13 protein-coding genes are annotated in these 16,006 nt (G+C 71.1%); 11 read left to right on the forward strand and 2 right to left on the reverse strand.

Features of this window, described 5'->3' with window-relative positions:
- Positions 1-90 precede the first annotated feature (90 nt).
- The 4 genes from abc-f to C4V41_RS43105 all read left to right on the forward strand — a co-directional run bounded on the left by abc-f (position 91) and on the right by C4V41_RS43105 (position 4,956).
- A complete protein-coding gene (abc-f, locus tag C4V41_RS43090) occupies positions 91-1,689 on the forward strand; it encodes a ribosomal protection-like ABC-F family protein (RefSeq protein WP_103961814.1) in 1,599 nt (532 codons plus the stop codon).
- A 113-nt stretch (positions 1,690-1,802) separates the two neighbouring features.
- Positions 1,803-2,018 (forward strand): helix-turn-helix domain-containing protein, encoded by a 216-nt coding sequence (locus C4V41_RS43095; protein ID WP_020547488.1) that lies wholly within the window; start codon positions 1,803-1,805, stop codon positions 2,016-2,018.
- Between the two features lie 123 nt (positions 2,019-2,141).
- The gene (locus C4V41_RS43100) at positions 2,142-2,963 is read left to right on the forward strand and encodes an enoyl-CoA hydratase/isomerase family protein (RefSeq protein ID WP_103961815.1); all 822 of its coding nucleotides are present in this window, start codon (positions 2,142-2,144) and stop codon (positions 2,961-2,963) included.
- 106 nt (positions 2,964-3,069) lie between these two features.
- Positions 3,070-4,956, forward strand: coding sequence for an ABC transporter ATP-binding protein (locus C4V41_RS43105; protein WP_103961816.1), 1,887 nt, complete (start codon positions 3,070-3,072; stop codon positions 4,954-4,956).
- On the opposite strand, the gene C4V41_RS43110 is transcribed toward C4V41_RS43105, so the two are convergent.
- Entirely contained in the window at positions 4,928-5,812 is an 885-nt protein-coding gene (locus C4V41_RS43110; protein ID WP_103961817.1) for a sulfotransferase family protein, read from the reverse strand. The genes C4V41_RS43105 and C4V41_RS43110 overlap by 29 nt on opposite strands.
- Before the next feature lie 42 nt (positions 5,813-5,854).
- Here C4V41_RS43110 and C4V41_RS43115 point away from each other — a divergent pair, with 42 nt between their 5' ends.
- Genes C4V41_RS43115 through C4V41_RS43125 form a run of 3 tightly spaced genes read left to right on the forward strand, consistent with a single transcriptional unit; the run spans position 5,855 to position 8,390 of the window.
- The gene (locus C4V41_RS43115; RefSeq protein WP_103961818.1) at positions 5,855-6,580 is read left to right on the forward strand and encodes an SIR2 family NAD-dependent protein deacylase; all 726 of its coding nucleotides are present in this window, start codon (positions 5,855-5,857) and stop codon (positions 6,578-6,580) included.
- Positions 6,567-7,463: a S66 peptidase family protein gene (locus tag C4V41_RS43120; RefSeq protein WP_103961819.1), complete on the forward strand. Its 897-nt coding sequence runs from the start codon at positions 6,567-6,569 to the stop codon at positions 7,461-7,463. Before C4V41_RS43115 ends, C4V41_RS43120 begins: the two co-directional genes overlap by 14 nt.
- Before the next feature lie 33 nt (positions 7,464-7,496).
- Positions 7,497-8,390: a hypothetical protein gene (locus tag C4V41_RS43125; protein ID WP_103961820.1), complete on the forward strand. Its 894-nt coding sequence runs from the start codon at positions 7,497-7,499 to the stop codon at positions 8,388-8,390.
- A 94-nt stretch (positions 8,391-8,484) separates the two neighbouring features.
- On the opposite strand, the gene C4V41_RS43130 is transcribed toward C4V41_RS43125, so the two are convergent.
- Positions 8,485-10,800 (reverse strand): ATP-binding cassette domain-containing protein, encoded by a 2,316-nt coding sequence (locus C4V41_RS43130; RefSeq protein WP_103961941.1) that lies wholly within the window; start codon positions 10,798-10,800, stop codon positions 8,485-8,487.
- A gap of 211 nt (positions 10,801-11,011) precedes the next feature.
- Between C4V41_RS43130 and C4V41_RS43135 the strand changes: the two genes are divergently transcribed.
- The 4 genes from C4V41_RS43135 to C4V41_RS43150 all read left to right on the forward strand — a co-directional run bounded on the left by C4V41_RS43135 (position 11,012) and on the right by C4V41_RS43150 (position 15,974).
- Positions 11,012-11,680: a hypothetical protein gene (locus C4V41_RS43135; protein ID WP_103961821.1), complete on the forward strand. Its 669-nt coding sequence runs from the start codon at positions 11,012-11,014 to the stop codon at positions 11,678-11,680.
- 12 nt (positions 11,681-11,692) lie between these two features.
- A complete protein-coding gene (locus tag C4V41_RS43140) occupies positions 11,693-12,010 on the forward strand; it encodes a hypothetical protein (RefSeq protein WP_103961822.1) in 318 nt (105 codons plus the stop codon).
- Complete coding sequence (locus tag C4V41_RS43145; RefSeq protein WP_103961823.1) at positions 12,007-12,477, forward strand: hypothetical protein; 471 nt, start codon at positions 12,007-12,009, stop codon at positions 12,475-12,477. The genes C4V41_RS43140 and C4V41_RS43145 overlap by 4 nt, the downstream gene beginning before the upstream one ends.
- Positions 12,478-12,557: 80 nt before the next feature.
- Positions 12,558-15,974: an RHS repeat-associated core domain-containing protein gene (locus tag C4V41_RS43150; RefSeq protein WP_103961824.1), complete on the forward strand. Its 3,417-nt coding sequence runs from the start codon at positions 12,558-12,560 to the stop codon at positions 15,972-15,974.
- The last annotated feature ends 32 nt before the right edge of the window (positions 15,975-16,006 follow it).

The following is a 16,006-nucleotide window of genomic DNA, read 5'->3' on the forward strand; positions in this document are numbered from 1 at the left end:
GGCTCTACACTGAACAGATGCATACTCCCGATTGATCCCGGCGTCGCACGCCTCAATCCTCGTTTCCTAGCTCGGGAGTGCTCCGCCAATATGATCATCGCCAGTGATATCGAGCTGCGCGCGGGCGCGCGCCTGCTCATCGAGAAAGCCTCTTTCCGGGTCAATCCCGGCGACAAGATCGGGCTGGTCGGCCGCAACGGCGCGGGCAAGACCACCCTCACCAAGGTGCTGGCGGGCGAGGGGCTGCCCGCGACCGGCACCGTCACCACCACGGGCGCCGTCGGCTACCTGCCCCAGGACCCGCGCACCGGCGACCTTCAGGTGCTGGCGCGCGACCGCATCCTGTCCGCGCGCGGGCTCGACGAGGTGATCCGCAAGCTGCGCGAGGCGGAGCTCGGCATGTCCTCCGCCGACGAGCGCACCCGGGAGAAGGCCGTCAAGCGCTACGGGCGGCTCGAAGATCAGATGCACGTCCTCGGGGGCTATGCGGCGGAGTCCGAGGCCGCCTCCATCGCCTCCAGTCTCGGTCTGCCCGACCGCGTGCTCGGACAGCCCTTGCAAACGCTTTCCGGGGGTCAGCGGAGACGTGTGGAATTGGCGCGAATTCTTTTCAGCGGAGCGGAAACTCTCCTTCTAGACGAGCCGACAAACCACCTAGATGCGGACTCAATCGCGTGGCTTCGCGATTTTTTGCGCTCTCATCAAGGTGGCTTGGTGATCATCAGCCACGACGTCGCCCTTCTTGAAGCGACGGTCAACAAGGTCCTGCACCTGGACGCCAACCGGTCGGTGATCGATCACTACAACGTGGGCTGGAACGCCTACCTCGCCCAGCGCGAGACCGACGAGAAGCGCAGGAAGCGCGAGCGCGCCAACGCCGAGAAACAGGCCGGTGCGCTGCTGGCGCAGGCCGACAAGATGCGGGCCAAGGCCACGAAGGCCAAGGCCGCGCAGGACATGATGCGGCGTGCGCACCGGTTGCTGTCGGGCACCGAGGAAGAGCGCAAAAGCGACAAAGTGGCGCGACTGCGCTTTCCCGAGCCGCAGCCGTGCGGGCGCACCCCGCTCACGGGTGAGGGGCTGTCGAAGTCGTACGGTTCGCTGGAGGTCTTCACCGACGTCGACGTGGCCATCGACCGAGGTCATAGGGTCGTGATCCTCGGGCTCAACGGCGCCGGCAAGACCACGCTGCTGCGCCTGCTGGGCGGGGTCGAGGAGCCCGACACGGGCGCGATCCGGCCGGGCCACGGCCTCAAGATCGGTTACTACGCCCAGGAACACGAGACCCTTGACAGCGGCCGTACGCTCCTGGAGAACATGCGCTCGGCCGGCGGCGAGTTCACCGACACCGAGTTGCGCAAGGTCCTGGGGTCTTTCCTGTTCACCGGCGACGACGTCGACAAGCCCGCGGGAGTGCTCTCCGGCGGCGAGAAGACCCGTCTGGCGCTGGCGATCCTCGTTCTTTCGAGCGCCAACGTCCTGCTCCTCGACGAGCCCACGAACAACCTCGATCCGGTCAGCCGCGAGCAGGTTCTCAACGCTCTGAGGTCGTATTCAGGAGCAATCGTCCTAGTCACACATGACGAGGGTGCCGTTGACGCCCTGTCACCGGATAGGGTGATCTTGCTACCGGACGGAACTGAAGACGCGTGGAGCGACGAATTTTCCGATCTTGTGGCACTTGCCTGATCTTAATTTGAGTGGGTACGGATCTTTTCCCGTGGAGTAGGTAGCCGATCCCGCTGAAATGACTGATCATGGCGGAGTAACGCTGCGGAAGTCCGGCACTACAGGAGGTACTCGTGGCCGAGACACTGAAGAAGGGCACCCGGGTCACCGGGGCCGACCGGGAAAAACTGGCCGGCGATCTCAAGAAGCGCTACGCCGCGGGCGAAAGCATTCGCGCGCTGGCCGCTTCCACCGGTCGGTCTTACGGGTTCATCCACCGCATCCTCAGCGAGTCCGGTGTGACTCTGCGCGGGCGCGGCGGGGCGACCCGAGGCAAGTCCAAGCGCTGACGGCCGCCTCGGAACGTGCGACCGCAGCCGCCCGTCCCTAGTCAGCCGCCGTCGCGCCCGAGCCAGAACGATGTTCTGTAGGCTCGGGCGCGACGGTCAGCACGCCGGACGAAGGAGCGGGCGATGGCGGAAGCGCAGGCGCGACAGCGCGGGGGGTACACGGAGGACGTCTCAGCCGAGAGACTGGCGGAGATCGGCCTTCGTTTCGAGGTGGACGGTGAAGTAGCGACGGTCACGCTCGACCGGCCGGAAAAACGCAACGCACAGACGTTCGCGACCTGGTCGGCATTGGCCCGGATCGGTGAGAACCTACCGGAACGGGTGCGCGTCGTCGTCGTGAAAGGTGAGGGACCGTCCTTCTCGGCAGGGATCGACCTGCGAATGTTCACAGCTGAGGGGGTGCCCGGACAGGGCTCGTTCAGTGCGGCGGCCAAGAGTGAGGACGCCGACTTCGAGCAGCGCATCAGACAGGCTCAAGCGGGATTCCTGTGGCTGCGCCGCCCGGAGATCGTCTCCATCGCCGCGGTGCAGGGGCACGCGATCGGGGCGGGGTTCCAGCTCGCGCTCTCCTGCGATCTGCGGATCGTGGCCGACGATGTCAAGTTCTGCATGAAAGAGCCCGCACTGGGCCTGGTGCCCGATCTGACGGGGACCAAGCCCCTGGTCGAGCTGGTCGGCCTGGCCAAGGCGATCGACATCTGCCTGACCGCCAGGACCGTGCACGCCGACGAGGCCATGCGGATCGGCCTCGCGGAATCGGTGGTCGCCGGGGGCGACCTGGAACGGGCCGTACAAGACAAGATCGGGCAGTTGCTGTCCACGAACAGGGACGCGGCGGCCGCGACCAAGCGACTCCTCCAGGGGGCGCAGGCACGCACCCTGGAGGAGCAGAGTGTGGCCGAGGGAATCGAACAGGCCGCGCGCATCAAGGCTCTCTTCGGTTAGATCCACGACCAGATCCACGGCATCCGGTGATTTCGCGGTGAGCTGAGCCGGGAATCATCGCGGGCTCCGACGACGCTGTCCCCGGGGCAGGAGGAGGTATCCCGGGATGGCGATGATGGGCGGGGGCTTCGGCCCCCAGATGATGACGTCGCTGCGGCGCGACGGCTCGGTGACCAAGCAGCGGCTGCGGCCCGGCACGGTGCGGCGCATCGCGGGCTACGCGCGGCCCTACACCAGGCAGATCTCGGCGTTCCTGGTGCTCGTCGTGGCCGGCGCGATGATCGTGATCGCCAACCCGCTGCTGATGAAGGCGATCATCGACGACGGCATCCTGCCCAAGCGGGCCGGCGTCGTCGTCGGCCTTGCCGTGGCGATCGCCGCGCTGGCGCTGGTCGACGCGTTACTGACGCTGGTGCAGCGGTGGTTCTCCTCGCGCATCGGCGAGGGCCTGATCTACGACCTGCGCACCGAGGTGTTCGACCACGTGCAGCGCATGCCGGTGGCGTTCTTCATGCGCGCCCAGACCGGCGCGCTGGTCAGCCGGCTCAACACCGACGTGATCGGCGCCCAGCGGGCCCTGACCAGCACCCTGTCGTCCGTCGTCGCCAACGTGGTCAGCCTGGTCCTGGTGCTGGGCGCGATGCTGGTGCTGTCGTGGCAGGTGACGCTGGTCGCCCTGGTGCTGCTGCCGATCTTCATCGTGCCCGCCAAGTTCGTGGGCCGCCGCATGTCGGCGCTGACCCGGGAGCAGATGCAGCTCGACGCCGAGATGAGCTCCGTCACCACCGAGCGGTTCAACGTGGCCGGGGCGATGGTGGCCAAGCTCTACGGCCGGCCCGAGGACGACGCCCAGGTCTTCGGCTCGCGGGCGGCCAGGGTGCGCGACGTGGGCGTGACCGTCGGCATGTACGGCACCGTGTTCCGCGTCGCGCTCGGGCTGGTCGCGGCGCTGGCCACCGCCCTCGTCTACGGCATCGGCGGCGTCCTGTCGGTGTCCGGCGTCTTCGAGCTGGGCACCCTGGTGGCCCTGGCCGCCCTCCTGATGCGCCTCTACGGGCCGCTCACGTCGCTGTCCAACGTGCACGTCGACGTGATGACCGCCCTCGTGAGCTTCGACCGCGTCTTCGAGATCCTCGACCTCCAGCCCATGGTCGCCGAGCGGCCCGGCGCCGTGCCGGTGCCCGATGGGCCGGTCACGATCGAGTTCGATGACGTGCGCTTCCGCTACCCGGCCGCTGACGAGGTCTCGCTGGCCTCGCTGGAGTCGGTGGCCAGGCAGGACACCGGGCCGTCGCACCCGGTGCTCAAGGGCGTGTCCTTCACGGCCGCCCCCGGTCAGCTCATCGCGCTCGTCGGCCACAGCGGCGCGGGCAAGACCACGATGACCTCCCTGGTGTCGCGCCTCTACGACGTCAACGAGGGCGCGGTCCGCGTCAACGGGCTCGACGTGCGCGACGCCACCCTCGCCTCCCTGCGCGACACCGTGGGAGTGGTCATGCAGGACGCCCATCTCTACCACGACACGATCGCGGCCAACCTCCGATATGCCAGGCCTGAGGCGTCCGACGAGGAGATCTGGGAGGCTCTCAGGGCCGCGCAGATCGGTGAGATGGTCGAGAGCCTGCCCGACGGCCTCGAAACCGTCGTGGGCGACCGCGGCTACCGGCTCTCCGGCGGCGAGAAACAGCGGCTGGCGCTGGCCAGGCTGCTGCTGAAGGCGCCGCGCGTGGTCGTGCTCGACGAGGCCACCGCCCATCTCGACTCCGAGTCCGAGGCGGCCGTGCAGGTGGCGCTGAAGACCGCGCTGGAGGGGCGCACCTCGCTGGTGATCGCGCACCGGCTGTCGACCATCAGGGAGGCCGACGAGATCCTCGTCATCCACGACGGGCGCATCGCCGAGCGGGGCGGCCACGAGGAGCTGCTGGCGCGCGGCGGGCTCTACGCCGAGCTCTACCGCACCCAGTTCAGCTCTTCTGGTAGCCCAGCCGGGTGAGCTCCTCCCTGGCGACCTTGCGCACCAGGTCGAGGTCGTCGCGGCGGAGCCGGGTGCGCCAGGCGCCGACCTTGGGCACGGCGTCGGCGTAGAGCACGGCCTTCGACACCCGCGTCTCCAAGAACTCCGTCAGCGCGGCGGCCGACTGCGGCGGCTTGCCGACCAGGTCCTCGTAGCGCAGCGTCAGGAGCCGGCCCTCGGGCAGCGTCCGGCGCAGCTCGGCGCTCAGGCGGACGGCGCTGCGCCAGCGCAGCGCGCTCTTGCCCGCCGCCGGCATGGTCTTCCAGCGTTCGAGGTGCTCGTCCTTGTTGACGCCGAGGAACGCGTTGGGGAACTCGGTCTGGTCGGTCAGCATCGCCGGCTTGAACCAGGCCAGGCACGCCGGGTCGGCCAGCATGTCGGACACCACGTCCCTGCCGTCGCGGATGAGCTGCACGAACCGGGCGTCGGGGAACGCCTGGAGCAGCACCGGCGCGCTGTAGATCAGGTCGGGGCTGCCGTCGCCGAACCGGGTGACGTCGGCGGCCGACACACAGGGACCGGTGCCCGTCACGCCGCCCGCCTCGCGGCACGGCTCGGCGCACTCGCCGCAGGAACGGGGCAGCACCTGCCAGGACTCGGCGAGGGCGTCGCGCATGACGCGCACGGCGCCGGACGTACGGGCGATCGAGGGCTTGCGGGCGAAGGCGTAGAGCACGTGCGCCACGCTCGCCCGGCCCATCGTCACATGGAAGCCCGGAGAGCGTTTCAGGGCACGGGCCAGCAGGTCCGCGCCGGAATGCGGAGCTCCGAGCAGGAAGACCGGCCGGCGGACTTTGATGCCGTTGACCACGAGGATGTGGGGCGGAAGTCGCATACGAGGGACAAGTGTGACACCGTTTGCCAGGTGAACGAGCCAATGCCAGTGTCGGTTCTCACCGGAGCGGGCATCTCCACCGACTCGGGCATCCCCGACTTCCGGGGCCCGCAGGGGGTCTGGACCAAGAATCCGCAGGCCGAGGCCAATGCGACGATCGACCGTTATGTGGCCGACCCCGGCGTCAGGCGGAGCGCGTGGCGGGCCAGGCTCGACAGCCCCGCCTGGAGCGCCCACCCGAACGCCGCGCACCTCGCGCTGGTCGATCTCGAACGGGCCGGGCTGCTGCGCGCCCTCATCACACAGAACATCGACGAGCTGCACCAGCGCGCCGGCTCCGCGCCCGGGAAGGTCATCGAGCTGCACGGTACGATGCACCGCGCCGAATGCCTGTCCTGCGACCTGATCACGCCCATGGACGAGGTGCTGGCCCGGGTGGCCGCCGGCGAGGACGACCCGCCGTGCCCGCGGTGCGGCGGCATCCAGAAGTCGAACACGATCTCGTTCGGCCAGTCGCTCAAGCCCGAGGTGCTGGACGCCGCGCGCCGTGCCGCGCAGTCGTGCCGCGTGTTCGTCGCGGTGGGCACCTCGCTGACCGTGCACCCGGCCGCCGGGCTCTGCGGTGAGGCGCTCGACGCGGGCGCCTCGCTGGTGATCGTGAACGCCGAGCCCACGCCCTACGACCCCTTCGCCGACCGGGTCATCAACGAGCCGATCGGCCAGGCACTGCCCACGCTCGTCAAGGAGTTGATCGATGCAGCCCGCTGACACCGTCGCGATCGTCTCGCCGTCGGGGCCGCCCAACGCCGTCCTGCTCAAGCGCGGCATTCAGCGGCTCGAGGCCCTCGGGCTCAAGGTGGTGACCGGATCGCACGTCCTCGGCCGGCAGCGGCTCGACTTCCTGGCGGGCTCCGACGCCGAACGGGCCGCCGACCTGCAGGCGGCCTGGTGCGACCCGGCCGTCTCCGCGGTGTTCTGCTCCCGCGGCGGCTACGGCGCCGGCCGGCTGCTGGGCCTGCTCGACTGGGACGCCATGCGGGCCGCCGGGCCCAAGGTGCTCCTCGGGTCGAGCGACATCACGGCGCTGCACAACGCGTTCGCGATCGAGCTGGGCGTGCCGACGCTGCACGGGCCGATGGCGGCCTGCGACGTCCTCTCCGGCGACGAGCAGGGGCCGGAGCCGGTGACCTGGGAGAGCCTGCGGGCGGCGCTGTTCGGCACGCCCCTGCCGGTCGCCGGTGACCGGGTGCTGGCGTCCGGGCGGGCCGAGGGCGTGGTGACCGGGGGCAACCTGTCGCTGCTGGCCTCGATGTGCGGAACCCGGTGGCAGCCGTCGTTCGATGGGAAGATCGTGTTCCTGGAGGACATCGCGGAGGAGCCGTACCGGATCGACCGGATGCTCTCCCAGTTGCTGCAGGCGGGCGCTTTCGACGGTGTACGCGGGATCGCGCTCGGGTCGTGGGTCGGGTGCGGGGATCCGTACCCGGTTCTGGAGGAACGCCTGGGGCCTCTGGGGGTGCCCGTGGTGGCCGGGCTTCCGGTGGGACACGGGTCGCCACAGTGGAGTGTGTGGTTCGGCGAGCTTGGGGCTATCGATACCGAATCGTGCTCCCTAGCTGGTCCGATCCGGCAGAGGGAGCAGGCAAGGTAGGAGGGACGAATCCGACAGAAAGGGACACGGCGCGTGAGTTTGTTCAGACGTGACCGGGGGTCCTCGCGCCGGCCGATCGAGGATGTCGATCTCGATTCGCTGCTCGCGCTCGTCGCGGAATCTCTCGGATACTCCTTCGAGTTCGCTCGTGACGGCTCCTCGGTGAAGCTCAGGGGCGACCGCGACATCGTCGTCCGGCTCACCGGGCTGCGGCGGGAGGCGGGGCGCAGGGCCAGGGAAGACTGGCCCATGCTCGTCTCCGAGCACCTCGGGCACGCCGTCTCCACCGCCGAGTCCGCCGCCCTGTCCGCCAACGGGCGGTGGCTGGACGTGTGCGACCTGCGGCAGGCCAAGCCGTTGCTGCGGACCCGGGTCGAGGCCGTGGACGAGGTGCCCGACCTGACCCGCGTCGTCGGCCGTCACCTGAACGCCGACCTGGTCGAACTGCTCACCGTGGGCACGCGCGCCGTGCGGCCCGAGGAGGCCGGGTGCTGGCCGATGCCCCCGGCGCGGGCCCTCGACCTGGCCGTGGCCAACGTCGGGCGGGAGGAGCGGCTGAGGGCCGAGCTGATCGAGCTGTCCGGCACGCCGGTGACCCGGCTGACCGCCGCCCGGCCGTGCGCGGCCACGCATCTGCGGTGGCTCGGCGGCCATCTTCCGGTGCCGGCGGACGGGGTGCTGGTGGTGCTGCCGGATCCGTACACGCTGCTGGTGCATCCCGTGGACGGGATCGGGGTGGTGCGGGCCATCGAGCGGCTGCGGGTGCACGCTGAGCGGATCTCCGGGCTCAGCTCGCAGGTCTACTGGTGGCATGAGGGGCGGTTGACGCTGATCAAGGCGGACATCGTCACGCAGGCGGGGCAGACCCGGCTGGTGGTGGCGCCACCGCCGGACTTCGCCCGCGTGCTGGCCCGGCTGGCCGTTTAGGGTCCTCCCGTATTTCGGTCCTTGTCCCTTGAGAGACGGGCGGGGCCGGGGCCCGAGGGCGCCGGGCCTCCCAAGGCCCGGCGCCGTCTTCGTGTCAGGGGCGGTTGACGTAGTCGCGCAGGTGGATGGCGGTGAGGGAGTCGCCGGTGGCCACCAGGTCGGACGGGGTGCCGGAGAAGACGACCTGGCCGCCGTCGTGGCCCGCGCCCGGGCCGATGTCGACGATCCAGTCCGCGTGAGCCATGACGGCCTGGTGGTGCTCGATCACGATGACCGAGTTGCCGTCCTCGACCAGCCGGTCGAGCAGGGCCAGCAGCTTGTCCACGTCCGCCAGGTGCAGCCCCGTGGTGGGCTCGTCCAGCACGTACGTGGTGCCGTTCTTGGCCATGTTGATGGCGAGCTTGAGCCGCTGCCGCTCCCCGCCCGACAGCGTGGTGAGCGGCTGCCCCAGCCCCAGGTAGCCGAGGCCGACGGCGACGAGGCGGTCGAGGATCGTGCCCGCCTGGCCGGTGGGGAAGAAGTCGCGCGCCTCCGCCACCGGCATCGCGAGCACCTCGCTGATGTTCTTGCCGCGCAGCGTGTACGTCAGCACCTTCGGCGTGAACCGCTTGCCCTCGCACTCCTCGCACACCGAGGCCACCTCGGCCATCATGGCCAGGTCGGTGTAGATGAGCCCGATGCCCTTGCAGGCCGGGCACGCCCCCTCGGAGTTCGCGCTGAACAACCCCGGCTTCACCCCGTTGGCCTTGGCGAACGCCGCGCGGATCGGGTCCAGCACCCCGGTGTAGGTGGCCGGGTTGCTCCGGCGCGAGCCCCGGATCGGCGACTGGTCGGCCACCACCACGCCCTCCCCGCCGGAGACGTGCCCGTGGATCAGCGAGCTCTTGCCCGACCCCGCCACGCCCGTCACCACGGTCAGCACGCCGAGCGGGATGTCCACGCTCACGTCGCGCAGGTTGTGCAGGGTGGCGTTCCTGATCGGCAGGTGCCCGGTGGGCTTGCGGACGTTCTCGCGCAGGCGTACCCGGTGGTCGAGGTAGCGGCCCGTCAGCGTGTCGGAGGCGCGCAGCCCGGCCAGGTCGCCGTCGTAGCACAGCCGGCCGCCGTGCGTTCCAGCGCCGGGCCCCAGGTCCACGACGTGGTCGGCGATCGCGATCGTCTCCGGCTTGTGCTCGACGACGAGCACCGTGTTGCCCTTGTCGCACAACTGCAGCAGCAGGTTGTTCATCCGCTGGATGTCATGCGGGTGCAGCCCGGCCGTGGGCTCGTCGAAGACGTACGTGACGTCGGTGAGGCTGGAGTTGAGATGGCGCACCATCTTCACCCGCTGCGCCTCGCCGCCCGACAGCGTGGACGACTCCCGGTCGAGGCTGAGATAGCCCAGGCCGATCTCGACCAGCGAGTCCAGCGTCGAGCGCAGCCCGTCGAGCACCGGGCCCACCGTACGGTCGCCGATGCCGCGCACGAAGTCGGCCAGGTCGTTGATCTGCATGGCCGAGCACTCGGCGATGTTCCTGCCCTGGATCAGCGACGAGCGGGCGGCCTCGTTGAGCCGGGAGCCGCCGCAGGCGGTGCACGAGGTGAGCTTGACCGCCCGGTCGGCGAACGCCCGCGCCCCCGGCTGCATCGAGTCGCGGTCCTTGCCCAGGTAGGCCCGCTTGATGCGGGGGATCAGGCCCTCGTAGGTGAAGTTGCTGGTGCCGTACTTGAGCTTGGTGGCGGGCTTGTGGAGCAGGTCCTGCCACTGCTGCTCGGTGAAGTCCTTGAGCTTGGCGTCGTTGTCGAACAGGCCCGAGCCGGTCACGATCTGCCAGGGCCAGCTGTCCACGGCGTGCATGGGGACCTTGATGGCGCCCTCGTTCAGCGACAGCTCCCTGTCGACCAGCTCGTCCACGTCGATCTCGGACGCCTTGCCCAGCCCTTCGCACTCGGGGCACATGCCCTCGGCCAGGTTGAAGCTGAAGGCGGAGGCGGAGCCGACGCTGGGCGAGCCGATCCGGCTGAAGATGATCCGCAGCATCGTGTGCGCGTCCGTGGCGGTGCCCACGGTGGAGCGGGCGTTGGCGCCCATCCGCTCCTGGTCGACGATGATCGCCGCGCTGAGGTTGTGCAGCGCGTCCACGTCGGGGCGGGCCAGGCTCGGCATGAACGCCTGGATGAACGCCGTGTACGTCTCGTCGATCAGCCGGCGCGACTCCGCGGCGATCGTGTCGAAGACGAGTGAGGACTTACCGGAGCCGGACACTCCGGTGAAGACGGTGAGCCGCCGCTTGGGGATGTCCAGGGAGACGCCCTTGAGATTGTTCTCCCTGGCGCCACGGACCTGGATGTGGTCGTGGCTGTCCGCGGCGGAGTGATCGCGGAGTCGGACGGTGCTGGCCTGCTGGCTGGAGAGCACGGAACCTTCCATCATCGGCTGACTTTTTATGCTGTAAGGGGATAGCCGGGACAGCTTACATCGGTCTGGAGGGTCCGGCGTATCGCAACAAGCAGTGAAATACGGGCGAACGATCGGCATCGGCCGCGGTGGATCTTCCCGGCGGCGGCTAGCGTGGCAGACGCTGTCAGTGCACCATCGGTCGGAGTGCGTCGAGTTGCGTGGGAATCACCGGGAGAGCGGCGTGCGTGTCGTTCTCGCGAGGGAAAGGCTGGTCTCGGTCGGGATCGATCCGCGGCTGCTGCGTGAGCCGCCGGAGACCGTCGCCGAGGTCGTGGCGGGGGAGATCGACGCGGCTCTGCGCGACCGGCCCGCCGATGACGAGGACGTGCCACGGGTCGAGCCGCTGGCGCTGGCCCGGGAGTTGCGCGCGGTGCGGGCCGAGCTGGACGCCAGGATGGCGCGGGTACGAGCGTCGATCCAGGCGAGCGCGGCCGGGCTGCGCGAGGAGGCCGAGGTGCCGGGCGACGTGCCCACCCTGGACTTCGGTGAGCTGTTCGACCCGCTCGTCGAGGTGCTGGAGACGATCGGCGGCGTGCCGGTGGAGGATCTGCGCGGGGAGTCCGGCGGACCGGTGAGCGCCGTCTGCGCGCCCGGGCCGCGGCTGGTGTCGTTGCGGGTGACGCCGCGGGCGATGGGCGGCGGTTCGCGGGAGTTGGGCGAGCGCGTGGCGGGCGCGGTCAACGCCGCCCTGGACGATCTGGCGGCCGGGCTGCTGCGGCGGCGCGAGGAGGCCGGCGCCGAGCAGATCATGGCCAGGGTGGCGGAGCTGCGGGAGCTGGGCGTGCTGCGGATGCAGGCGTACGTCCAGGAGATGACCGGGATGATGGCCGGGATCCGGCCGCGAGCGTGAGGGGGCGGCCGGGTGGCCGATGAGACGTGGGTGGACTGGGCGGGGCTGCGCCGCTCGGCGGAGGGCCTCGGGACGGCGTACGAGGACGCGCTCACCGAGGTACGGGCCTTCCAGGAGCGGATGGCCGGCTACGGCGCGCCCTGGGGCGTGAACAACGTCGTCAGCCAGGCGATCGGCCTGTGCTACGGCGCCGCCAGGGACGAGCACGCCACCTGCCACACCGACAACCTGGACGCCTACGGCGGCTACCCGGCGGGCATGCGGGCCATGGCCGGCAACGGCCGTCTCGCCGAACAGGACACGGCCGCCATGATCGGGAGCGTCCAATGAGTTTCGAGCTGCCCGCCGCCCTCGCGCCGATCGAGCTGTTCCTCGGCCGGCTGTTCTCCGACGGTGACGAGGACGTCCTGGTCCAGATGGGTGACGAGCACGACGGGCACGCTGTCAGGATGCGGGAGCACCTGGTCGCGGGGGCCGAGCATGTGCGGGGGTTCACCGGCGCGAACCTGGGCGACGGCGTCACCGCCCTCGACGAGAGCTTCGGCCATCCGGAGGGGCCACCGCGCAACCTGGCCGACGCCGGCACCGGCAGCCGGGTCATCGGGCTGGGGCTGAAGACGTCGGCCGGGATCGTGCTGGCCCACAAGGGGATCACCCTCTTCCAGTACGGCCTCACCGCGGCGGCCCTGGCCGAGACTCTGGCCACGGGCGGGGCGATGGCGCCGTTCGTGCGGCAGGCCGGGCAGCGGGCCGTCGACGCGGTCGCCAACGTCACCGTGAACGAGCTCCTAAGTTGAGATGACATCTCGGCGCACACCCCTTCCGGCGCCCCGCCCCGCTCATATGATCTTGCGCGGTCGGAGATCGGGGGGTTCGGGTGGCGGCGCCGCTGGGGTTGTTCAAGGCTCTGGCGGCGTTCCTGCGCAGCCCGGGCGCGGGGGCCCGCGCGGGCGCCACCGCCATCCGGCCGATCAGGTCGTCCCGGCGGGCCGGGCGGGACCGGGCGTACGCCTCCCGCGTGCTGACCAGGGACCCGATCGACGTGGCGACGGGCGAGGTGCTGCTCCGGCAGGTCGACGCGGAGGTGGCCGGGGCGCTGCCGCTGTCGTTCGAGCGCACCTATGTGTCGTCGTACCGGAACGGGCGGCTGTTCGGCGCGGCGTGGGCCTCGACGCTGGACGAGCGGCTCGCGATCGGTGACGGGCACGTGCGGTTCGCGGCGGCGGACGGGATGGTGCTCACCTATCCGGACGCCGGGCCGCGCCTGCCCCTGGAGGAGGTGGACGGCGGGTACACGATCACCGACCCGCTGACGGGCGTCATCAGGCACTTCACCGGCACCGAACTGGCCGCCGTCAGCGACAGGAACGGCCACCGGATCGAGATCGCCCGCTCCGGCGGGCTGCTGGAGGTGCGGCTGCCCGGCGGCCGCCAGGTGGCCGTGGAGCTGGAAGGCGAGCGGGCGGCCGTGCTGCGGGTGGCCGGTGAGGTGGTGGCCTCCTACCACCACGACGACGCCGGGCGGCTCAGGGAGGTGGGCGACGCCCGCGGGGAGCCGCTGCGGTTCGCCTACGACGAGGGCGGGCGGCTGGCCGGGTGGACCGACCGCAACGGGTTCCACTACCGCTACACCTACGACGAGCTGGGGCGCGGCGTCCGGGGCGAGGGGTCCGGCGGGTTCCTCGACGTCTCGCTCGCCTACGCCGCCGACAGCACGACGGTCACCGACGCGCTGGGGCACGTGACGACGTACCACTTCAACGAGCTGCGCCAGGTCGTCGCCGAGGTCGATCCGCTCGGCCGGCGCACGCTGAGCGAGTGGGACCGCGACGACCGGCTGCTGTCGCGGACGGACCCGCTCGGCCGCACCACCCGCTACGGCTACGACCCGGCGGGCAACCTGACCACGGTCGTCCGGCCCGACGGGCTGCGGATGACCGCCCGGTACGACGCGCTCAACCTGCCCGTCGAGATCGTCGAGGCCGACGGGGCGGTGTGGCGGCAGGAGTACGACGAACGCGGCAACCTCGTCGCCGTCACCGACCCGGGCGGCGGCCGTACCCGGCACGCCTACGACGCCCTGGGGCACCTCACGGCGACCACCGACGCGCTGGGCCGCCGCACGCGGGTGGAGACGGACGCGGCCGGGCTGCTGTCGGCGGTGACCGGCCCGGTGGGCGCGGCCATCCGGGTCGAGCGCGACGCCGCCGGCCGGGTCACCGCCCTGACCGATCCGGCCGAAGGGGTCACCAGGCTCGGGTGGGCGCCGGGCGGCGAGCTGCTGTGGCGCACCATGCCGGGCGGCGGGACCGAGCGGTGGCGCCACGACGGCGAGGGCAACCCGGTCGAGGCGGTGGACGCGGCCGGGGGCACGATCCGCACCGAGTTCGGGCCGTTCGACGTGCCCGTCGCCGAAGTGGGGCCCGATGGCGGGCGGCTCGCGTACACCTATGACCGCGAGCTGCGCCCGCTCACCGTCACCGACGCGCGGGGCCTGGTCTGGCGGTACGAGTACGACGCCGCCGGCCGGCTCGTCCGCGAGACCGACTACGACGGCCGCGCCCACCGCTACGCCTACGACGACGGCGACCGGCTCGTCGAGCGCGTCAACGCGGCGGGCCAGACGGTCCGGTACGCCTACGACGTCCTCGACAACCTGGTCGAGGAGCGCGGCGAGGACGTGACCACGTTCGCCTACGACCCGGCGGGGCGGCTGGTGCACGCCCGTGGGCCCGGCGCCGAGCTGCGCTTCGAACGGGACGCGCTGGGGCGCATCCTCGCCGAGACGTGCGACGGGGGCACGCTGACCAGCGACTACGACCTGGCCGGGCAGCGGGTGCGGCGGCGTACGCCGTCGGGGGCGCGCAGCGACTGGAGTTACGACGCGGGCGGCCGGGCCACCGAGCTGCGCACCGCCGGCGGGGCGCTCCGGTTCCGGTACGACGCGGCGGGGCGCGAGGTCGAGCGGCACGCCGGCGGCTGGGCGCTGTCGCAGTCGTGGACCCCCGATCACCTTCCGGCCTCGCAGACCGCGTGGGGCGTCCTGCACCGCTCGTACCAATACCGTGCCGACGGCCTGCTCACCGCCGTCACCGACCAGGACGACGGCCCGCGCCACTACACCCTGGACCCGGCCGACCGCGTCACCTCGGTGTGCTCGGCGGACCGTGAGGAGCGCTACGTCTACGACCCCGCGGGCACCGTCACCGAAGCATCGGTCCACGCGGGGCCCGCCCTCGTCCTGGCCGGTCGTGTCCGCTACGAGTACGACGCGCAGGGCCGGGTCACGCGGCGGACGTCAGGGTCGCGGGAGTGGCGCTACGAGTGGGACGCCGAGGACCGCCTCGTGGCCGCCGTCACCCCCGGCGGCGGGACCTGGCGCTACCGCTACGACCCGCTCGGCCGCAGGGTCGCCAAACAGCGCCTCGACGGCGCGACCGTGGCCGAGGAGATCCGCTTCGTCTGGGACGGCGACGTCCTGGCCGAGCAGGTGACCGACGGCGGGGTCACCACGTGGGACCACGAGCCGGGCACGTTCCGGCCGCTCACCCAGACCGAGCGCGCCCACGGCGGCGGGCCACGCTTCCACGTGGTCGTCACCGACGCCATCGGCACCCCGACCGAGCTGATCGACGCGGCCGGCCGGATCACCGCCCGCCTGCGCACCACCCTCTGGGGCGACGGCGGCCCGTCACCCTGCCCGCTGCGCTTCCCCGGCCAGTACCGCGACGACGAGACCGGCCTGCACTACAACGTGCACCGCTACTACGACCCCGTCGCGGGCCGCTACCTCAGCCAGGACCCGCTCGGCCTGGCCCCGGGCCCCGACCCGTACGCGTACGTCCCCAACCCCACCCGCCAGATCGACCCCCTCGGCCTGGCCCCCTGCCTGCCGGCCGTGCACGTCGCCTTCGGGCTGGGCAAGAACGGGCAGCTCAAGGCGTTCGCCGCCACGGTCGGCGCCCGCACCTACTTCAACCTGCCGAGGGAGTGGTACGTCGGCGAGTTCAAGGAGATCGTCCGCCACATCGTGGACCACCCGTCGGCCAAGATCTCGTTCAACCTGACCGGCATCCACAGCCCCCGGGCCTCGGTCAAGCGCGTGCGCAAGTACGGCCGCACGATGGGTCTGCGCAGGGGCACCGAGTTCATGGGCAAGAAGGCCGGCTACACCGACTTCGAGCTCTACACGATCGCCCACGCGCCGCAGTCCTGGTCCAAGATCACCTGGTACCGGGAGTCCCGCCTGCCGTGGCGCAAGGGGCTGCGCGAGACCGCCAACCCGTTCGGCTGAACGGGCTCCGGCCCGCCGGGACGCGGTGGGGC

It is taken from the genome of Nonomuraea solani (genome assembly GCF_900108335.1).
In the GTDB taxonomy this organism is placed as follows: domain Bacteria; phylum Actinomycetota; class Actinomycetes; order Streptosporangiales; family Streptosporangiaceae; genus Nonomuraea; species Nonomuraea solani.

Excerpts from the sequence above, each read along its gene's own strand:
- abc-f (WP_103961814.1), top strand. The coding sequence starts at position 91 with ATGATCATCGCCAGTGATATCGAGCTGCGCGCGGGCGCGCGCCTGCTC.
- C4V41_RS43100 (WP_103961815.1), top strand. The coding sequence starts at position 2,142 with ATGGCGGAAGCGCAGGCGCGACAGCGCGGGGGGTACACGGAGGACGTC.
- C4V41_RS43105 (WP_103961816.1), top strand. The coding sequence starts at position 3,070 with ATGGCGATGATGGGCGGGGGCTTCGGCCCCCAGATGATGACGTCGCTG.
- C4V41_RS43110 (WP_103961817.1), bottom strand. The coding sequence starts at position 5,812 with ATGCGACTTCCGCCCCACATCCTCGTGGTCAACGGCATCAAAGTCCGC.
- C4V41_RS43115 (WP_103961818.1), top strand. The coding sequence starts at position 5,855 with ATGCCAGTGTCGGTTCTCACCGGAGCGGGCATCTCCACCGACTCGGGC.
- C4V41_RS43120 (WP_103961819.1), top strand. The coding sequence starts at position 6,567 with ATGCAGCCCGCTGACACCGTCGCGATCGTCTCGCCGTCGGGGCCGCCC.
- C4V41_RS43130 (WP_103961941.1), bottom strand. The coding sequence starts at position 10,800 with ATGGAAGGTTCCGTGCTCTCCAGCCAGCAGGCCAGCACCGTCCGACTC.
- C4V41_RS43145 (WP_103961823.1), top strand. The coding sequence starts at position 12,007 with ATGAGTTTCGAGCTGCCCGCCGCCCTCGCGCCGATCGAGCTGTTCCTC.